Genomic DNA, 17,519 nt, shown 5'->3' on the forward strand with positions numbered 1-17,519 from the left:
TAGGCAATTACCCGGTTTTTTGCTATGATAAATACGATTATCCCAAGGAGGAAAATAAATGAGCATAACTGTCAAAGACGTTGCCAAAAAAGCTGGGGTGGCTACTTCAACCGTTTCTCGTGTCATTAATGATCATCCTAGTATTTCAGAAGAAACGAAGAAAAAAGTACGCGCGATTATGGAGGAAATGGGCTATATTCCTAATCTCACTGCGCGAAATCTTGGTAAACAGATTTCTAATGCAATTGGCATTATTCTACCCCCTTTAGATTCTAAAGAACGACTAGGCAACCCTTTTTATTTAGAAACAATCGAAACGATTAACGAAGAAGCACGGAAAGCTGGTATGACAGTCGCGATTGCAACTGCCTTAGATTTTGAGGCCCTATTAAGCAATGTGAAACAAATGCATCGCCAAAAGCAAGTCGACGGCTTTATCTTGACCTATTCCGATAATCATGACCCTATCATTAACTATCTAATGAAAGAGCAGGTGCCCTTTACTTTAATCGGTCAGCCTTATACTCATGAAGAAAAAATTACCTATGTAGATAATGATAATCAACTGTTAGGCAAGCAAGCAACCGAATATCTAATGCAACACGGACATCAAAACATTTTGTTTGTTACCAATACCACTCAAGAAAATGTTTACTTTGAGCGTTATTTTGGTTACCAAAAAGCCTTGATGCTAGCCAATCTACCTGTTCATCCAGCAGTAACCTTTCAAGGACCTGAAGATTATGTCAATTTCGAACAGCTACTAAAGGACAAAAAACCTACTGCTTTGGTCGTGATTGATGATTTATTTGCGATGCGGATTATCCAATTACTCAATCTTTACCACTATCAAGTGCCTGAGGATTTATCCGTTATCAGCTTTAATAATTCCATCTTCGCTACCTTGGTTCATCCATATTTAACCAGTATCGATGTCGATGTGGCCGCCTTAGGTAAAATGGCCACTCAAAGTCTGATTGAAAAGCTGAATAACAATGAACAGACTAGTGCGCGAATGGTTGTTCCACACCAATTAATCAAACGCGAAACAGTGATTGCTATCAAAGAGTAAAAAATAGCCAGTATGATTGCAAACTGAGCCATTCATACTGACTATTTTTTATAAACCAGTCAAGAATACCCGTGATTTTAATCATGGGGGCATTTTAGCAAATACCACTTACCCTTTTTATGAAATAATAAAGCGCTAGACCACTTTCATCTCTGTGGTTCAGCGCTTTGTTTTTTTATTTTGAAAATTCTCCACGACGATATTTGTCGATTTTTTCATCTAAGCGTTCTAAAGTATCCTTTAATTCTTGATAACGTTCAAACAGCAATTCACGTTCTTTGATCAATATTTTCATTCGTTCATCAGCCGTTTGTGGACCTTCGTGATATAAACGCGTATAATCGATCAAGCTTTCTATCGATAGACCTGCACTGCGCATGCACTTGATAAATTCAATCCAATCTAAATCCTGGGCATTATAATTACGAACGCCATTTTTGCGCTGGATATCAGGAATTAAGCCAATTTTTTCATAATAGCGTAAGGTCGCCGGTGTTAAATCAAAATTTTCAGCCACTTGTGAGATATTCATTTGCTTCACTTCCTTAGGTCATTGTTTTAACATTTTAGCATATTTTTACCTACGTGCAAGGCTTACGATGTAAACAAAATACACCCGCTAAAAATACGTTGATTAACGGATGTATTGATTTGATAGATTTAATTTTGCTCTTGTTTGAATAATTCCTCAATGTATAAACGGCGAACCTTCATCGTAGCGGTGCGCGGGATATCCTCAAAATCACGGATAATTGGCGCATTTAAATGAGGCAAGTCCTCTACTTGTCGCCACCAAGCTTCCCAATCCATCTCACAATCAGGAGCTAAGGCAATTACTGGTTGGGCGTGACCTTGTTTATCGCGAACTAAAACGACTTCTGATAAGAAATCTAGATGATCTAACAAGAAATCCTCTAACGCCAAATTACTGTCAATGTTTTCAATCAAGTCCACCTGACGATCCTTTAAGTAAAGATGACCTTGTTCATCCATACAACCGTAATCACCACTATCCCACCAAGCATCATAAACATTTTCGTTAAAACGTTGCTCCTCTTTGTAATAGGTCAAAGCACGCCCTTTAGATAGAAAATGAATATGGCCATCTTGATTAGCTGGTAAAACATTCCCCTTTTCATCCGCAATACATGCTTTAGTCAAATCGCCTAACCCAACACCCATATCACGCGCATTATCTGTCGGTAGACTAGCTAGGGTGTGGGCCTTTAAAATCATCGGTCCACATTCACTTTGGCCATACACCTGTAAGAAAACAGGGTCAACCATTTCGCTCGCTTTTAAAAAGGTATACATCGTCTTGTTATTAATTGCATCAAAGGTTGAGTGATAGTAACGAATACTTGCAAAGCTTGCCGGTTGTTTTTGGGCAGTAAAACTCCATTGGACAAAATTATTAGGATGCGTTTCTAAAGCAATCGGTTGATGTTTAGCCAAAAGCTGGGCAACCTTTTCACCATCAGCAGTCGCTAGAGGCATCATTGGAAAAGCCATCGCCATTAAAGAAGACACACCGATATTAAAGCGAGAATGAACCGGCGAAATATGAAATGCCACCAATTTTTTCTCGGCTATTTTCGTAAAGACAGTTCTTTGCCATTTGGTACGCCACCCCATTGAATGATAGGAATGACAAATTAATTTAGGAATCCCTGTAGTACCAGATGTGTGTGTCATATAGGCAATTTCATCTGGAGCTAAAGTCACCTGCTCAACTGGCGTAGCTGGGCTGGTTAAAAGCTGTTGAACGGCTATTTTACGCTCGGCAGCTAAATTGTCAATCGCTAACACACGCGCTTTGGTTTCATCATCATAAATAATAAAGGGCTGTTCTAAACGTTCAACAAATACTTCCATCGTCTCAGTTGGAAAATGATAGGAAATCATCACCGGAATCGCACCGAGATAAGAAGCAGCAACTGCTAGTAAATAAGTGTCAAACTTAGGACTTTTATACATGATGACCTTATCACGCGCTTGAATGCCTAACGCAGCCAGCTGGTAAGCCCGTTTTAAAATCACTTCATGACTGAGTTGATAAGTGCTAGTTAAGCCTAATTCAGGAAAGGCCGGCAATACTTCATCCAAAATAATCGGCACTTCAGGAAAATTTTGACAGGCTTGTTGATAATTGGTATACAAATTTAAGGGTTGATAGGCTAAACTATCCATTCACATTCCACCTCAAAATAATATTTGTCTGTGCAATTTTATACGAACAAGCTAATCATAGCACTTTTCCACTAAAATGAATACGCTTTTTTATTATTTTTTCGACTTAAAGCTTTGTTTGGCATAACAATATTTATTCACCTTTTGCTTATCTAACACCACACCGATGCCCAAGCCCGTCGGTACACTAATTTTGCCAGCGTGAAGCTGCATTGGCTTAGTAACAATATCTTCTACAAAGTAATGATCAAAGCTTGCCAAATCCGTTGGAAAATCAAAACACGTTTGGGCTGCAAAATGCAGGTGAAACGCGCGACCAACGCCCGTTTCGTACATGCCTCCCATCCAAACCTTTAAATCGTGCTGCTGACAAAAGTTGAGCATTTTTTTAGCCGCCAATAAGCCTCCTACTCTTGGAAGCTTTAGATTGATGACTTGGGCACTGCCTAGCGCGACAATTGTTTGTAAATCGGCTAGGCTACGAACGTTTTCATCCAGACAAATCGGTGTTTTTAGCTGCGCTTGTAATTTGGCATGTGCGACAAAATCATCGACTGCTAAGGGTTGTTCAATCATTGCCAAGGATAATTCATCTAAAGCCTTTAAACTTGCGGCTTGACTTTGATAAGCTGAATTGGCATCAGCCATCAGACACACTTCAGGATAAGCTTGGCGAATTTGTGCTAGTGCTTGATAATCATAGCCGGGCTTGATTTTTAGCTTGATCCGTTGATAGCCTTGGGCAATTGCTTGATCGACCTGATCCATTAGCTTGGCCAAATCAGGCTCTATGCCTAAGCTAATCCCGACCGCTAAAGAGGGCTGCGCATTAGGTAAATAGGCAGCTACACTCTTTTCGGCTAGCTTGGCAGCTAAATCAAATAAAGCCATTTCAATCGCCGCTTTGGCCATCAGATGTCCACGAATTTTCGTCATCTCCAAGCAAAACGCATCTAGTGTCACCCATTCTTTTGCCAACAACCAAGGAAGCAAATAATGCTGTAAAATTTGACGCTCGCCTAAAAGATACTCCTCAACATAATCCGGATGTGGTAAAGCCGTAAGCTCACCGATGCCTATTTGCCCATCTTCGTTAACTAAAACTAAGATATCTGCGTACTTAGCCGTTAATTTTCCATAACTCGTTTGAACAGCTTTTTTAAAGGGTAGCTTGACCTGATAGTAATCCACTCGACAAATGCGCATACTTTCCCTCACTTTTCTAAACTAGCCAGCCAATTTAGGACAGTTGTTTGAAACAATAACGGTTGTTCTAAATGGGTACAATGACCGGCTGCTTCAATTATTGTTAAAGTTGCTTGAGGATGCCCCCAAGCTTGCACAACTTGCTGGCCAAGGCTTAGATATTTATGATCAAGCTGACCAGCTAGATACAATAACGGAAACTTTCCCTTAGTAGTTAAGCTAGACCAATAATTCATCTGAGCGCCTGTCCCCATGTTTTGCAAGCTCATCGCTAAACCATAAGACACTTGTTGGCTCTTGGCTTGGAAGATGGCTTGCTGTTGCTCAATAGGCAGCAGGCGTTGGCTGGCAAATAACGCTTGGTCTTGCCAGCTTTGGACAAATTGTGTCAGCGAACATTCCTGCAACATTTGGCACCAGTTTTTATCATGCACGCGGCGCTTGGCTCTATTTTCTGCACCGATAATCCCTGGAGTGCCGGCTTCCATAATTAAGCCAGCTATTGACTCTGGATAAGTTAAGCTCCAAGCCAAAGCCACCCGACTGCCCATCGAATAGCCTAATAAATAAAACTTTGTTAGCCTAAGCTGCTGTGCCAATAGCTGTAAATCCTTAATCAGCTCACTCATCGTATAGCGATAAGCCGGCAGATAAATACTCGATTGCCCATGCCCTAGTAAATCTAGCGCCAAGAGATTGACTTGGTCTTGTTGTGCTAAATTAGCAAAAGTTTCCTTAGAGCCCATAAAGCCATGCAGACAAATTAAAGTCGGTCGCTTGGGTTCATAACCATTTAGCCACTCATATGCATAGCTTGCCTTACGAATAGTTATTTTCATGCTTGGCTTCCTTTTCTTCTAAAATACTTTGCTGATAAGCTGCCAGCACCCTTTGCCACAAAGCTACAGGGAGCTCAGCCGTACTTTTCACCTCGATTAGGCTAGCTGTAGATTGCTGACGGCTGTTTGCTAAAGCAGCGATGAAGGCTGATTTTGTCGTCGGCTGCACATAGCTCATTTGATATAATTGTGCGACTTTTTCAAACGATATGTCTAGTGCTGTGGCAAACAAAGGATCAAAATCGCTAGGGGACAATTGGCGCTGGGATAAGAATGAAAAAATCCCTCCACTATTATTATTTAATAATACAATCGTTACGGGTAATTGATATTTTTGGATCATTTGTAAGCCATTCATATCATGGAAAAGGGTTAAATCGCCAACCAACAAATACACTCTTTGGCGCTTAGCACTAGCAAGTCCGGCTACCGTAGAGATAATCCCATCAATGCCATTGACCCCACGATTGCCAAAAGTCTGAAAGCCCTGTTGCAAGCTAGGCGCTAGTCGGTCAACCAAACGAATTGCATTACTATTGGCGACAAATAAAACTTCATCCTCTGCGATAAAATCAGCTAGTGCCACACTTGCAATTGAATCATCAAAGTCTTGCTTAGCTAGTTGTAAAGCTACGACTTGCTGAGCGATTTGTTGGCGTTTTTGCCAAAAAGCAGCCCAAGCTGACAAAGCAGACGAAATCACTGGAGCTGAGCTTGGTCGCACTGCTTTTGCTACTTGGACAAAATCAAGTATCGACCAAGGCAATAAATACTTGCAAATATGTAAAGGATCTGGCCAACGCTGCGTTTCGTCTACTAGGATTTGTGGAATCGCTTGTTGGGTGAGACTTTGCAGATATAGCATCACATTTTTAGTAACAGGTAATTTACCAAAGCGCAGCACCACCTGTGGCGTAGGTAAATCCTGCACTTTTTGAAAAATAATCTCAGCTTGTTTCAGATAAAGCGGATTGTCCTTTCCTGTCGCAGCTAATTGTGTCAATGGATCACCGATAATTGGCCAAGATAAATGCTGTGAGAGCTGATGTAAGGCCTTAGCTTGATTGAGCGTACATTCGCCACCAACAACAATTACGCCCTTTGCTTGCAGTAAACTCTTTAACTCTTCTGGCAACAAAGCTATTGGCTGCTGATTTGCTAGGACTAGCTTAGGCAGTGGAATATATTGGGTTTGCATAGTTTGGCGCTGCTCCTCACTTAAACGTAAGGCTAAATCTGGTAACAAAGGCTCTCTTAATGGGAAATTCGCATGGACCGGACCAAAGGGTAGCTGTTGAGCAGTCAAGGCTAATTGATAGGCCTGCCAATAACTATAACGCAAAAGATTAGGCGTATTTTCTGGCAAGGCCATTTGATAGCTAAGCTTCACATGATCGGCATAAAGATGATTTTGTGACATCGTTTGTGCCGCTCCTACATGATGCAGCTCAGGTGGGCGATCGGTCGTCAATACAATTAATGGGACCGCTGATTCATACGCTTCACAAATAGCCGGATAAAAATTAGCTGCTGCTGTACCAGAAGTACAAAGCAATACAACGGCTGTTTGACTTGCTTTAGCCAAACCTAAGGCAAAAAAAGCTGCTGAACGTTCATCGACATCAATATGACAAGTAACGGTCTTTTCTCGATGCAATAATAAGGCTAACGGTGTGGAACGTGAGCCTGGGCTAATCACTGCCTGACAAACGCCCGCTTGTTTTAATCCTTCAATAAAAGAAAGTAGATATTCAGTCATGACTTGTTGATGGTTCATCGATTGCTAAGCTCCTTTTCATTGGTTCAAATTTTAAGGCTGTTTCTGCCAATTCCTCAACTGCCTTAGAATCGGCAACAATACCACAACCAGCAAATAACTGCCCTTTAACAGATTTTTTCTCTTTAGCAACCACTGCTGAGCGAATGCCTACTGCAAATTCACCTTCATCACTTAAAATGGACTGCCAGCCAATCGGAGCGCCATATAGCCCACGATTAAAACCTTCATATTGTCTTAACCACGCTAGTGCCAACTCTTTAGGCTCCCCACCTAAAGCAGGGGTTGGGTGTAACGCAGCAATCACACTTAAAAAATCAATATTTTGCTGACGCTTACCAGCTAGTGGCAGATAAATATGCTGAATCATTTGATTTTTTAAAATCGTTCGTTCACCGAGCACTAAGCTTCCCTCGATAAACGCAGCTAATTGCGCTTCGATTCTAGCAACAACAATTTGGTGCTCCTGGGTATTTTTAGGATCATTTAATAATTGCTCAGCTAGTTCTTGATCTTCTTTTTTGGTCGTGCCGCGACGAATAGAGCCAGCAACACTCGCTGTTTCAAAATGCGTAGCCGTAGCCTTTAATAAACGTTCAGGAGTAGCCCCAGCAAAAATCCGACTTTCCCCTTCTAAAAAGAAACGATAGGTATTGGGCTGTTGGGCAATCAGGTTGGCTAACCAGCTACTAGCTTGTAAACTGGCTGCTTCAAATTGTAAACGTCGCGCCAAAACAACTTTTTTCAATGGACTAGGCTGCTGACAAAGCTTGGCAATCGTTTTTTCAGCTAACTCTAACCAAGAGGCTTCATTGACATACTGCCAGTTAAGCGGTGCAGCTAAAGCTGGCTCAAGCTGTTGATTAGACGATTGCGCAAATGAACTAGCCGCAACTAGTTTTTCAAATTGCGCTTTTAGTTGTTGATGTTTTTCCTCAGCCTGCGCTAAATGAGTCGCTCGCACATTATAATGCACCAAGCTGGCAGTTGGGGTAATTTGAAGCAGGATTTCCGGCACAACAAAATAACCATTGGCTAACTCTTGCCAAACGCTTTTTTCATGCATGGATTCATCAAAAGCCAAGCCACCAAATAAGATGGCTGGCTGTAATAGTCCTTGTAAAGCATTAGTATTGGGATTGGCTACTTGCTGCCAACGACTAGCTAAGTTTGCCTTGATTTGCTTTAGCGAATCAAGGGTAACTGCTTGATAGCTTTCAAGCGCACCGATTCCTAAAAACTGCAAGCTTTGATCGGGTGTTTGCCAAAAGCATTTGATCAATTCAGCTTGTTCAGCCTGCCTGAAGAGCGCTAAGCAATCTGGCGCTGAAGCTATTTCACTAAAGCTATAATAATAAATTTCTTGTTCATTTGATCTGGAAGTTGAATACACAACAGATTTACTCAAGAACATTCACTCTTTCTTTGGTTAACAGTTTTCTCTTTTGAATTTTTCCACTGGCTGTTCGTGGAAAATCTTTAACAAAATAAAAGGCTTTCGGCCATTTATAACGAGCAAGCGCCTGTAGCTGTTCAGTCAGCTGCTCAGGATTAAAGCTAGTTTGATCAAAGCCTGCCTGTAATTGCAAAAAGGCAATTGGCACTTGGCCCCAGGTAGCATCCTCTTTGCCAACCACAACGGCTTCTTTAATCGCTGGATGCTTCGACAAACATTGTTCTATCTCATTTGGATAGATATTCTCACCGCCTGAGATAATAAGCTCACTGAGACGACTGACTACATATAAAAAGCCTTCATCATCCAAATAGCCTAAATCCCCTGTATGAAACCAGCCATCTGCTGACCACCTCTCACTTGAACGCTGATGTAGGTAGGACTCAACAATATTAGGCCCCTTGATTAAAATCTCGCCAGTTTGCTGAGAGGCAGTATTTTTTTCAATTTTGCATTGAATATTGGCTAACGGCTTACCGGCTGAACCAATTTTTCTTAACGCATCGCAAAAAGGAAGCGCAAAGACCTGCGAACAACTTTCAGTCATCCCATAAGATTGCATCACCGGTAATTGTTTTTGCTGACATGCATTTAATAGCTCGATACTTGCCGGCCCACCACCTAATAAAATCGCCTTAAAGCTATTCGGATAACCTTGCTTTGGAACATACGGCAAAAGATCTTGTAGCATCTTGGTCACAGCTGAAAAAATACTCCCCTTACCTGCTAGTAAGTCCTGATGAATCTTTTCTGGATTAAACTTACGGTATAAGCGCAAGCTATGACCAATCACCAAGCTACGTAATAAAATCGATAGCCCACTAATATGAAATAAAGGCACTGCACATAACCAACAATCAGCCGGTGTAACTGATAGGCTTTGTTGAGCAGCCGTCGCACTAGCCAAATGCTGTTTAAATTTTTGTGGTACCCCCTTAGCAGCGGCTGTCGTTCCAGAGGTATACATTAAAGAAGCCACTTGATCCAGACGATAGCCCAAATCAATTGGCTGCCTTACTTGCACTTGGTTAGCCTGTGTCAGCATACTTTCGGTAAAGATGGTTAGCTCAGGTAAGGCTTGAGCAAGTCTAGAGCGTCTAGCAGTATTTGACGATAAATCTAAAAGATAAACACACTGACTATCCTTTAGCTGGGTAATGATTTCTTCTACACTTAGTCGAATATTTAGACACTGAATCGCCCAACCTATCTCCCAAAAAGCGAGCGTATTTTCGATATAATTCAGTTGATTCTCACCTAAAATCGCAATAAACCTATGTGTAGCTGACTGAGGTAGGCAATCAAACCAAACGTGTGCAAGCTTTTGCACACGTTGATTTAATTCTTCAAAGGTATATTGCGCCTTTTCAGCATACAAGGCGAGCTTGTCCGGCTGCGCTTTTGCTTGTTGTTGCAGCCAGCTAAAGATATGTTTATGGGAATTTTGGAAATTGGTCAAAATCTGGTTCTCTCTTTTCTTTGAAGGCATCGCGCCCTTCTTTTGCTTCATCCATGGTATAGTAAAGCAATGTCGCATCGCCAGCTAGCTGTTGAATTCCTGCTAAGCCATCTGTATCAGCATTCATCGCAGCTTTAATCATCCGTAAAGCAAGCGGACTTTTCTTCAACATTTCCTCAGCCCAAGCCATCGTTTCATCCTCTACCTGTGCTAACGGAACGACTGTATTAATCCAGTTCATCGCTAAAGCTTCTTGCGCGGTGTATTGACGCGTCATAAACCAAACTTCCTTCGCTTTTTTATGACCAATGACGCGCGCTAGATAGCCAGAACCATAGCCACCATCAAAGCTACCCACATTAGGACCCGTTTGCCCAAACTTAGCATTATCCGCAGCAATCGTAATATCACAAACTAATTGTAAAACATTTCCGCCACCGATTGACCAACCCTTCACCATCGCAATCACTGGCTTAGGAATCACTCGGATTAAACGCTGTAAATCTAATACATTTAAACGAGGAATTTGATCTTCACCCACATAGCCACCATGTCCTCTTACTTTTTGGTCACCACCAGAACAAAAGGCTAAATCACCTGCACCAGTTAAAATAATCACCCCAATATCTGCACGATCACGACAAATATTGAACGCTTCAATCATCTCGGCCACGGTTTTTGGGGTAAATGCATTATGCACATGTGGGCGGTTAATAGTGATTTTGGCTACTTTGCCATGTTGTTCAAATAAAATTTCATCATAGGTTTTAATGGTCGTCCATTCTCGCATTAAATCTGCTCCTTTATACGCTAATTTTTCATACAATCTAGATTATACACAACTTATGAAAAAAACGCTTAAAATTTACCTAAGAATTCCCTTAGGAGAACTTTTCTTAACTTTTCAAAGCTTCATTTTTCACTTATAGTAAAGTTAGAAAAAATTTTTAGCTACCCTACTAAAAAGGAAACAATCAAAAGCGAGGTATCTTCTATGGATTTACTGACCCATTTAGCTATTCAAATTCAGGAACAATCGCCTGAAAAGGTCATTTTAACCATGCCGATAAAAGATGAGCACAAACAACCCTTTGGCTATGTGCATGGGGGCATCAATGCGGTGTTAATCGAAACTGCTTGTAGTCTAGGAGCAAATCTCCATGTCAAGCCGAATCAATTTTGTGTCGGCCTAGATTTACAGGTTAGTCATTTAAGTAGTGCCCAACAAGGAATCCTAACCGTAATCGCTACCCCAGATAAGATAGGCAAAACACGCCAAGTCTGGCAAGCTGAAATCTACTTGGATGAAAAACAAAAAACGGCTGTAGGGCGCTTAAGCCTACTTTGTCAAAATAAGTAATTAAGTCACTAACTAAGTCGCTTTATCAGTAAAATTTTTAAGATTACGCATTTATTGCTAAAATAAAGCTTACTTGCTCACAGCTAGCCGACTGACCAGCATCCTTGAATAAAAAAACGAGTGAGCGCTAGCCTGCTTCTCACTCGTTTTGTCTATTATTGTTTATTTATAAAGCTTCTGCATAGGATTTGAAATTATCCAAAATTGCCTGCCAACCAGCTTGTTGCATAGCCGGATCATTTTGTTGCTCTGGTTCAAATTTTTCAATAATTTTAGTTTCGGTGGGTGATAATTCGATAAAATCAATCTCCACCTTGCGACCGTCACCTAACGTATAGGCAATTCTTTGATACTCTGTCACTTCGTCATAGATACCTCCAAAATCAAAGCCCATACTCCCATCTTTGGCTTCCATTCTTGATAGGATTTTCCCACCAACTCGTAAATCATTAGTCGCTTTTGTAGTATGCCAATCTTCTGAAGCTGTATTCCATTTAACAATATGCGCAGGTTCGTTCCAATATTGCCAAACTTTTTTTATCGGCTGGTGTACCATCGCTTGAATTTCAATCATCATTCGCTACGCTCACTTTCTTAGATTTAGTTCAAGTCAACTGTAACAGATAGCATGATTACCGACAACTTCTATGCTCAGCTTAAAATAGATTAATACCAACGCACGACTGGTAAATCATTATTAATCCCATTTGTCATTAATATTTGATGGAGTTCGACAACCCCATTATGAAAAGCTGCTGCACAACTAGCTAAGTATAATTCCCACATACGTACAAAACGTTCATCAAACATTTCGAGAATTTCTTGGCGATGTTGGTTGAAGTTTTCTTGCCAACACAATAACGTCTTATTATAATGCAGGCGTAAATTTTCTACATCTAGAATATGAAAGTTTTGATCGGTTGCATCACTTAGCATTTCTCTTAATGAAGGAATCACCCCACCTGGAAAAATATATTTTTTAATCCAAGCATCACCAGGATTTTCCTTTAATCCACTAATAAAATGAAGTAAGAAAACGCCCCCTGGTTTTAAGACCTTTTTGGCACTTTCGATAAACAGCGCATAGTTTTCACGACCAACATGTTCTAACATTCCCACACTAACCACGCGATCAAAGACATGATGATAACCTGGTAAATCACGATAATCCATCAATTCTATCTTTACAAGATTTTCTAAGTTTGCTTCCTTGATTCGAGCATTGGCCTTGCGATATTGTTCTTCACTTAAGGTAATTCCTGTACCCTTAACCCCATATTTTTTAGCTGCTTCCATTAATAAAAAGCCCCAACCACAACCAATATCTAACAATTCCATCCCAGGTTTTAAGGCTAATTTTTCTAAAATATAATCGACCTTATTGACCTGTGCTTGATAGAGACTATCCTCAGCATGTTTAAAATAGGCACAAGAATAACTCATCGTATCATCCAACCATAATTGATAAAAATCATTACCGATATCATAGTGGCTTTGCACTTCTTTTTTCTGGTTGTTTTTAGCCACTGAGGTGAAAATTAATTTCTTTAACGCCGATTGATCGGTTGAAAATTTATCTATTTGACCTAAAAAATGATCTAAAGCATAATACAAATCACCGTCAATCGTTAAATCCTTATTCATATACGCTTCGCCTAGCGCTAAAGAAGTACTTGTTAAGAGGGATTTTAAAGGAATATTTTTGTTAAAATGAACGGTAAACTCAGGCTTACCTTCACCAATCGTATATTCTTTTTCATTCATTACTACTCGAAAAGGATATTGATCAAATTTTTTCAAAAAAGGAATCATCACATTTTGTTCTAACATACTTTCAACTTCCTTACTTTCATTTAATTTTCAAGAAATTTTCATCTATAAAATTAAATTCAGTATACTGAGTTTTCTGTTAAAAAAAATCTAATTATGCCTATCACAAATGTTGTTTACATATCAGACTGCATTTCTGAGGGGGGATAAAGTGTTTAACAAGAGAACTTGCGAGGAAAATGATGCATCATTGTTACTAGGGAAATTCCCTAATCATCCGGATAACCTACTTTAGCACAAAACCGCATTTTTTTTAAATAGAATGTTTTAAAACAATCAGGCTTGCAATGACTAAACAAAAAGTGTTGATGGTCAGTAAAAGTTGTACTGAACCACCAACACCTTAAAATATAAAAAAACTAATTAGGGGGTTATAGATTTTTATTTTAAATGGGACTTTTACAAAAAAGCTTACCCTTACGGCAACTAATACCAACGAACCAGTGGCAGCTCATTATTAATCCCCTTGGAAAATAAAATTTGATGGATGTCCACCACACCATTGTGAAAAGCGGCTGCACAGCTGGCTAGATACAATTCCCACATCCGCACAAAGCGTTCATCAAACATCGCTAGGATTTCTTGACGATGTTGATTGAAATTATCCTGCCAGCAAAGTAACGTTTTATTGTAGTGTAACCGTAGATTTTCCACATCCAATGTATGGAAATTTTGCTCAGCGGCATCACTCAAGATTTCTCGTAAAGAAGGAATCACACCACCTGGGAAAATGTATTTTTTAATCCAAGCATCACCAGGGTGTTCTTTTAGCCCACTGATAAAATGTAATAAGAATAAACCACCTGGCTTCAAGACCTGCTTCACACAATCAATAAATAAAGCATAATTATCACGACCAACGTGCTCTAACATTCCCACACTAACCACACGATCGAACTGATACGAACGATTCGCTAAATCGCGATAATCTAATAACTCGACACGTACTAAATCTTCAAGGTTTTCCTGCCTTATCCTTTCATTTGCCATACGATATTGTTCTTGACTTAGTGTAATTCCTGTTCCCTTTACACCATATTTTTTAGCTGCTTCAATTAATAAAAAGCCCCAGCCACAGCCAATATCTAGCAATTCCATCCCTGGTCTTAAGGCTAATTTTTCTAAAATATAATCCATCTTATTCACCTGTGCTTGATAAAGACTATCTTCAGGATGTTTAAAATAGGCGCAAGAATAGCTCAATGTATCATCTAACCACAATTGATAAAAGTCATTACCAATATCATAGTGACTTTGAACTTCCTTTTGCTGATTATTTTTCGCCACTGAGGTAAAAATTAATTTTTTTAATGCCGATTGATCGGTCGAAAACTTATCCATTTGACCTAAAAAATGATCCAAAGCATAGTATAAGTCGCCATCAATCGTTAAGGTCTTATCCATATAAGCTTCCCCCAGCGCAAGCGAGGTGCTAGTGACTAATGACTTGACGGGAATTGTTCGATTAAAATGAACAGTAAATTCTGGTTGACCTTGACCAATGATGTATTCATGATTATTTATCATAATCCGAAAAGGGTATTGATCAAATTTTTTCAAAAAAGGAATCATTACATTTTGTTCTAACATACTTTCAACTTCCTAACGATTCATTGGTTATTCAGTATACTGGGAGATTTACAAAAAAGATTTGAGAAGAATTCATTACATGAAAAAGTAGAAATGCATTTCTACGAGGCTAATTATTTTTTAAGATTGTTAAGGATGTGTAAAAAGAGAGGAGAAATTGGTGCATCAATTATTGAAGAAAGATAGTACTTTGGCTATTATCTTCAAATTATCCGGATAACTTACTTTACCACGAAATAGGTAAATTTAACAAATGATATGTGTAAAAAAATACAAAATCAACCATAGAGCGAGGCTTTCTATGATTCATTTTGCATCAAAAATTATTTTTTACGAACCCACTTTTGAAAGACATGCGGATAAATATTTTCTTCATCCATCACACCTGGCGTTTCTTCAACCAATTCAAAGTCACTAAAGTCAATTTCGCCGATATAAGCATCTCCCGTAAATTCTGCATCAATTAAGGTACGATAAATCACATCAGTATAAGGTAAAAACAAACGAAAAATATCGCCACCACCACCAATATGCAGATTGTCTACAGATAATACCTCTTGAGGTGAATGAATCAGCTCAGCATTCTCAAATAAAGGAATATCCGTTTGGCGCGTACAAACATAAATTTTTTTATAGGCTTTAGAGCGTTTGCCTAATCCTTCATATGTTTTACGTCCCATAACCAACGTACCATTCATTGTTTGGCTTTTAAAAAAATTTAAATCATTCGGCAATTTCCAAGGCAACAAGCCATCTTTACCGATTAATCCATTCCTATCCTGCGCCCAAATTGCAGTAATCATGTTACCAACTCCTTTTTTAACATACGCTCATTATAACGAAAAAAACGAAAGAAAGGAACTACTTATCAAGCCCTATGCTATAGACTTCATCCAAATGATTCACTAAAATAAAAATAAATCGTTTAAAAGGGGATAAATAAATGGCGTATTTCTCACTTAGCTTATTATTTGAAGCTTTTGATGCACAAACCAAGCAGCCTCGAAAAAGCTATGAGCATCGGATTGTTTTAGTCCAATTACCAGAAAAACCCAGTTACGCTACGATTATCAATTACTGTCAACAGCACCTAAAAGAAGAAGCTTATCCTGTCGCTGATGGCACAGAAGTTGTTTGGAAAGTAATAAAAATTATCGATGTATTTGCATTAGCAGAGGATATTTCTGTGCCACTTAAAACTCCGATTGAGGTCTATAGTCGTTATTTTGCTGATGATTTTGATTGTAGTCAGGAAGCAATCATCGCCAAATATTTTGCTGATTATGTTTGGCAAGATGAACAAAGTAGTGATTGAGCAAGTAACATAGTTAACCTATATTTTTGCTCAATCTCACTTGCGTCAAAGAATCCATCTAAGCGCTTTTGCTACTAAATCATTGATTGTCGACTTACTTACAACGGCTCAGTTCGCTCATTTAACCATTCACAATATCCCTTAAAGCTTTCGTCTGTTAACGGATTAACAGCTACCAAAACCGTAAAATCAACTAGTTCTTGCGTACGCACTACCAACTTTACATGATTCAGCTTTAAAAAGGCTATCAAAACAAATACCGCTGTCCTTTTATTAGCGTTTTCAAAAGCATGTTTTTTAACCAAATGAACAAAGATAACTGCCGCCTTCTCTATTAAAGTTGGATATAATTCTTTTCCAAAAACATACTGCTCAGGTAAGTTGGCAATCATATTTAAAGCTGATGAGCTAACCAGCCTAGAATGTTCTAATGGTGAATAATGCTCAATTACTCTTTGATTACTAAGGACCACCTGTTTTTCTGTCAAATACTTTGTCATTTATCCACCAACTCTCTAAAAACATCATCGTATTCTTTAAAAATATCCTCCGTTATAACAGATAGCTCATCATTTGTTACAAATTCTCCTTGGATATTTACAACAGGCGAAAAAATCAACTCACCCTTTTCGGAAAGGCTCACCTCATATTCAGCTCCCTCTGGAATATTCAGATAGCTTGGAATAGGAAGCACCAAGCAACCCTCTTGTTTCCTAGATTTAACAATCATAGCTGTTCCCTCCTTACTTTATTTCCCTCAGTATAATAGAGCCTTTGCATAATTACAAATAGCACTATCTACAGCAAGAGCGTGTATTGTTCGCTAAAGCTTCCCAATTACTCTACCTTTTTTTTAAATAATTTCAAAGCGTACGAAAAAAGCTAAGTCGATGTGACCTAGCTTTCTTTCAAGTAAACAATTACAAAAACTTGATACGTTCAAAATTAGTGGGTTGGACGTGTCGTATTATCCATATGGGTTTTGACGACAAAAACATCCACATTTGCATTTTGCACGATAAAATCAGTGGTTGAACCGATAAATAAACGGGTAAAGGAGTTTGTACCACTTGCTCCCATCATAATTAAATCGATATTTTGATCTTTAGCAATTTCCAAAATAGCATTTTTGGCACTACCAACTTCTAAAATTGTTTCACAACTTACTTGATCTTTCGCTGCATCTTCTGCATAATCGTCTAAAAATTCTTTAGCAGTTGCCATCAAAGGATCAATTTCAAAGCCACCGCCGTAATCATGCATTGCAATACCAGAAGTATCCACTACCGAAAGTACAATCAAACGTGCATTGGTTTGCATCGCATAACGTTTGGCTTTTTGATAAGCTAAGTCAGCTAAAATTGAACCATCTACTGGTATTAAAATTCTACGATAATCTGCCATTGTTATCCCTTCTTTCTTATG

General features: G+C 39.2%; 18 protein-coding genes. 3 read left to right on the plus strand and 15 right to left on the minus strand.

Going from position 1 to position 17,519, the window contains the following annotated elements; all coding sequences use genetic code 11:
• Window positions 1-58: 58 nt before the first annotated feature.
• Window positions 59-1,072: a LacI family DNA-binding transcriptional regulator gene (locus tag RK02_RS11630; protein WP_016184429.1), complete on the plus strand. Its 1,014-nt coding sequence runs from the start codon at window positions 59-61 to the stop codon at window positions 1,070-1,072.
• Window positions 1,073-1,247: 175 nt separating this feature from the next.
• Here the strand turns inward: RK02_RS11630 and RK02_RS11635 are convergent, their stop codons facing one another.
• The 8 genes from RK02_RS11635 to menB all read right to left on the minus strand — a co-directional run bounded on the left by RK02_RS11635 (window position 1,248) and on the right by menB (window position 10,789).
• Window positions 1,248-1,604, minus strand: coding sequence for a MerR family transcriptional regulator (locus tag RK02_RS11635; protein ID WP_016184430.1), 357 nt, complete (start codon window positions 1,602-1,604; stop codon window positions 1,248-1,250).
• Between the two features lie 128 nt (window positions 1,605-1,732).
• Window positions 1,733-3,262, minus strand: coding sequence for an AMP-binding protein (locus RK02_RS11640; RefSeq protein WP_016184431.1), 1,530 nt, complete (start codon window positions 3,260-3,262; stop codon window positions 1,733-1,735).
• A gap of 93 nt (window positions 3,263-3,355) precedes the next feature.
• Window positions 3,356-4,468 (minus strand): o-succinylbenzoate synthase, encoded by a 1,113-nt coding sequence (gene menC, locus RK02_RS11645; RefSeq protein WP_016184432.1) that lies wholly within the window; start codon window positions 4,466-4,468, stop codon window positions 3,356-3,358.
• Window positions 4,469-4,476: 8 nt separating this feature from the next.
• Entirely contained in the window at window positions 4,477-5,307 is an 831-nt protein-coding gene (gene menH / locus RK02_RS11650) for a 2-succinyl-6-hydroxy-2,4-cyclohexadiene-1-carboxylate synthase (RefSeq protein WP_016184433.1), read from the minus strand.
• Window positions 5,288-7,084: a 2-succinyl-5-enolpyruvyl-6-hydroxy-3-cyclohexene-1-carboxylic-acid synthase gene (gene menD / locus RK02_RS11655; protein WP_016184434.1), complete on the minus strand. Its 1,797-nt coding sequence runs from the start codon at window positions 7,082-7,084 to the stop codon at window positions 5,288-5,290. Before menD ends, menH begins: the two co-directional genes overlap by 20 nt.
• A complete protein-coding gene (locus RK02_RS11660; protein ID WP_018451785.1) occupies window positions 7,059-8,492 on the minus strand; it encodes an isochorismate synthase in 1,434 nt (477 codons plus the stop codon). The genes menD and RK02_RS11660 overlap by 26 nt, the downstream gene beginning before the upstream one ends.
• The gene (menE, locus tag RK02_RS11665; RefSeq protein ID WP_016184436.1) at window positions 8,485-10,029 is read right to left on the minus strand and encodes an o-succinylbenzoate--CoA ligase; all 1,545 of its coding nucleotides are present in this window, start codon (window positions 10,027-10,029) and stop codon (window positions 8,485-8,487) included. The genes RK02_RS11660 and menE overlap by 8 nt, the downstream gene beginning before the upstream one ends.
• On the minus strand, window positions 9,974-10,789 hold the full coding sequence (gene menB, locus RK02_RS11670) for a 1,4-dihydroxy-2-naphthoyl-CoA synthase (RefSeq protein ID WP_016184437.1): 816 nt from the start codon (window positions 10,787-10,789) through the stop codon (window positions 9,974-9,976). The genes menE and menB overlap by 56 nt, the downstream gene beginning before the upstream one ends.
• A 204-nt stretch (window positions 10,790-10,993) precedes the next feature.
• Between menB and RK02_RS11675 the strand changes: the two genes are divergently transcribed.
• On the plus strand, window positions 10,994-11,359 hold the full coding sequence (locus RK02_RS11675; protein ID WP_016184438.1) for a PaaI family thioesterase: 366 nt from the start codon (window positions 10,994-10,996) through the stop codon (window positions 11,357-11,359).
• A 166-nt stretch (window positions 11,360-11,525) separates the two neighbouring features.
• On the opposite strand, the gene RK02_RS11680 is transcribed toward RK02_RS11675, so the two are convergent.
• The 4 genes from RK02_RS11680 to RK02_RS11695 form a co-directional block, all read right to left on the minus strand.
• Window positions 11,526-11,936 carry an SRPBCC family protein gene (locus tag RK02_RS11680; protein ID WP_016184439.1) on the minus strand — a complete coding sequence of 137 codons (411 nt, stop codon included), beginning with the start codon at window positions 11,934-11,936 and terminating at the stop codon, window positions 11,526-11,528.
• Window positions 11,937-12,025: 89 nt separating this feature from the next.
• A complete protein-coding gene (locus RK02_RS11685) occupies window positions 12,026-13,189 on the minus strand; it encodes an SAM-dependent methyltransferase (protein ID WP_016184440.1) in 1,164 nt (387 codons plus the stop codon).
• A 426-nt stretch (window positions 13,190-13,615) separates the two neighbouring features.
• A complete protein-coding gene (locus RK02_RS11690) occupies window positions 13,616-14,779 on the minus strand; it encodes an SAM-dependent methyltransferase (RefSeq protein WP_016184441.1) in 1,164 nt (387 codons plus the stop codon).
• 323 nt (window positions 14,780-15,102) lie between these two features.
• A complete protein-coding gene (locus RK02_RS11695; protein ID WP_016184442.1) occupies window positions 15,103-15,582 on the minus strand; it encodes a dihydrofolate reductase in 480 nt (159 codons plus the stop codon).
• A 140-nt stretch (window positions 15,583-15,722) separates the two neighbouring features.
• Between RK02_RS11695 and RK02_RS11700 the strand changes: the two genes are divergently transcribed.
• Window positions 15,723-16,094, plus strand: a complete 372-nt coding sequence (locus RK02_RS11700) for a hypothetical protein (protein WP_016184443.1) — start codon at window positions 15,723-15,725, stop codon at window positions 16,092-16,094.
• A 98-nt stretch (window positions 16,095-16,192) separates the two neighbouring features.
• On the opposite strand, the gene RK02_RS11705 is transcribed toward RK02_RS11700, so the two are convergent.
• The 3 genes from RK02_RS11705 to RK02_RS11715 all read right to left on the minus strand — a co-directional run bounded on the left by RK02_RS11705 (window position 16,193) and on the right by RK02_RS11715 (window position 17,498).
• Complete coding sequence (locus tag RK02_RS11705) at window positions 16,193-16,594, minus strand: type II toxin-antitoxin system death-on-curing family toxin (protein WP_016184444.1); 402 nt, start codon at window positions 16,592-16,594, stop codon at window positions 16,193-16,195.
• The gene (locus RK02_RS11710; protein WP_016184445.1) at window positions 16,591-16,824 is read right to left on the minus strand and encodes a hypothetical protein; all 234 of its coding nucleotides are present in this window, start codon (window positions 16,822-16,824) and stop codon (window positions 16,591-16,593) included. Before RK02_RS11710 ends, RK02_RS11705 begins: the two co-directional genes overlap by 4 nt.
• A gap of 215 nt (window positions 16,825-17,039) precedes the next feature.
• The gene (locus RK02_RS11715; RefSeq protein WP_016184446.1) at window positions 17,040-17,498 is read right to left on the minus strand and encodes a universal stress protein; all 459 of its coding nucleotides are present in this window, start codon (window positions 17,496-17,498) and stop codon (window positions 17,040-17,042) included.
• Window positions 17,499-17,519: the final 21 nt, after the last annotated feature.

The sequence above is a fragment of the Enterococcus columbae DSM 7374 = ATCC 51263 genome, assembly GCF_000406925.1.
In the GTDB taxonomy this organism is placed as follows: domain Bacteria; phylum Bacillota; class Bacilli; order Lactobacillales; family Enterococcaceae; genus Enterococcus_E; species Enterococcus_E columbae.

Bases quoted from the DNA above. Each gene is read 5' to 3' on its own strand.
- RK02_RS11630 (WP_016184429.1), top strand. From the start codon at position 59: ATGAGCATAACTGTCAAAGACGTTGCCAAAAAAGCTGGGGTGGCTACT.
- RK02_RS11635 (WP_016184430.1), bottom strand. From the start codon at position 1,604: ATGAATATCTCACAAGTGGCTGAAAATTTTGATTTAACACCGGCGACC.
- RK02_RS11640 (WP_016184431.1), bottom strand. From the start codon at position 3,262: ATGGATAGTTTAGCCTATCAACCCTTAAATTTGTATACCAATTATCAA.
- menC (WP_016184432.1), bottom strand. From the start codon at position 4,468: ATGCGCATTTGTCGAGTGGATTACTATCAGGTCAAGCTACCCTTTAAA.
- menH (WP_016184433.1), bottom strand. From the start codon at position 5,307: ATGAAAATAACTATTCGTAAGGCAAGCTATGCATATGAGTGGCTAAAT.
- menD (WP_016184434.1), bottom strand. From the start codon at position 7,084: ATGAACCATCAACAAGTCATGACTGAATATCTACTTTCTTTTATTGAA.
- menE (WP_016184436.1), bottom strand. From the start codon at position 10,029: ATGCCTTCAAAGAAAAGAGAGAACCAGATTTTGACCAATTTCCAAAAT.
- menB (WP_016184437.1), bottom strand. From the start codon at position 10,789: ATGCGAGAATGGACGACCATTAAAACCTATGATGAAATTTTATTTGAA.
- RK02_RS11675 (WP_016184438.1), top strand. From the start codon at position 10,994: ATGGATTTACTGACCCATTTAGCTATTCAAATTCAGGAACAATCGCCT.
- RK02_RS11680 (WP_016184439.1), bottom strand. From the start codon at position 11,936: ATGATGATTGAAATTCAAGCGATGGTACACCAGCCGATAAAAAAAGTT.
- RK02_RS11685 (WP_016184440.1), bottom strand. From the start codon at position 13,189: ATGTTAGAACAAAATGTGATGATTCCTTTTTTGAAAAAATTTGATCAA.
- RK02_RS11690 (WP_016184441.1), bottom strand. From the start codon at position 14,779: ATGTTAGAACAAAATGTAATGATTCCTTTTTTGAAAAAATTTGATCAA.
- RK02_RS11695 (WP_016184442.1), bottom strand. From the start codon at position 15,582: ATGATTACTGCAATTTGGGCGCAGGATAGGAATGGATTAATCGGTAAA.
- RK02_RS11700 (WP_016184443.1), top strand. From the start codon at position 15,723: ATGGCGTATTTCTCACTTAGCTTATTATTTGAAGCTTTTGATGCACAA.
- RK02_RS11705 (WP_016184444.1), bottom strand. From the start codon at position 16,594: ATGACAAAGTATTTGACAGAAAAACAGGTGGTCCTTAGTAATCAAAGA.
- RK02_RS11710 (WP_016184445.1), bottom strand. From the start codon at position 16,824: ATGATTGTTAAATCTAGGAAACAAGAGGGTTGCTTGGTGCTTCCTATT.
- RK02_RS11715 (WP_016184446.1), bottom strand. From the start codon at position 17,498: ATGGCAGATTATCGTAGAATTTTAATACCAGTAGATGGTTCAATTTTA.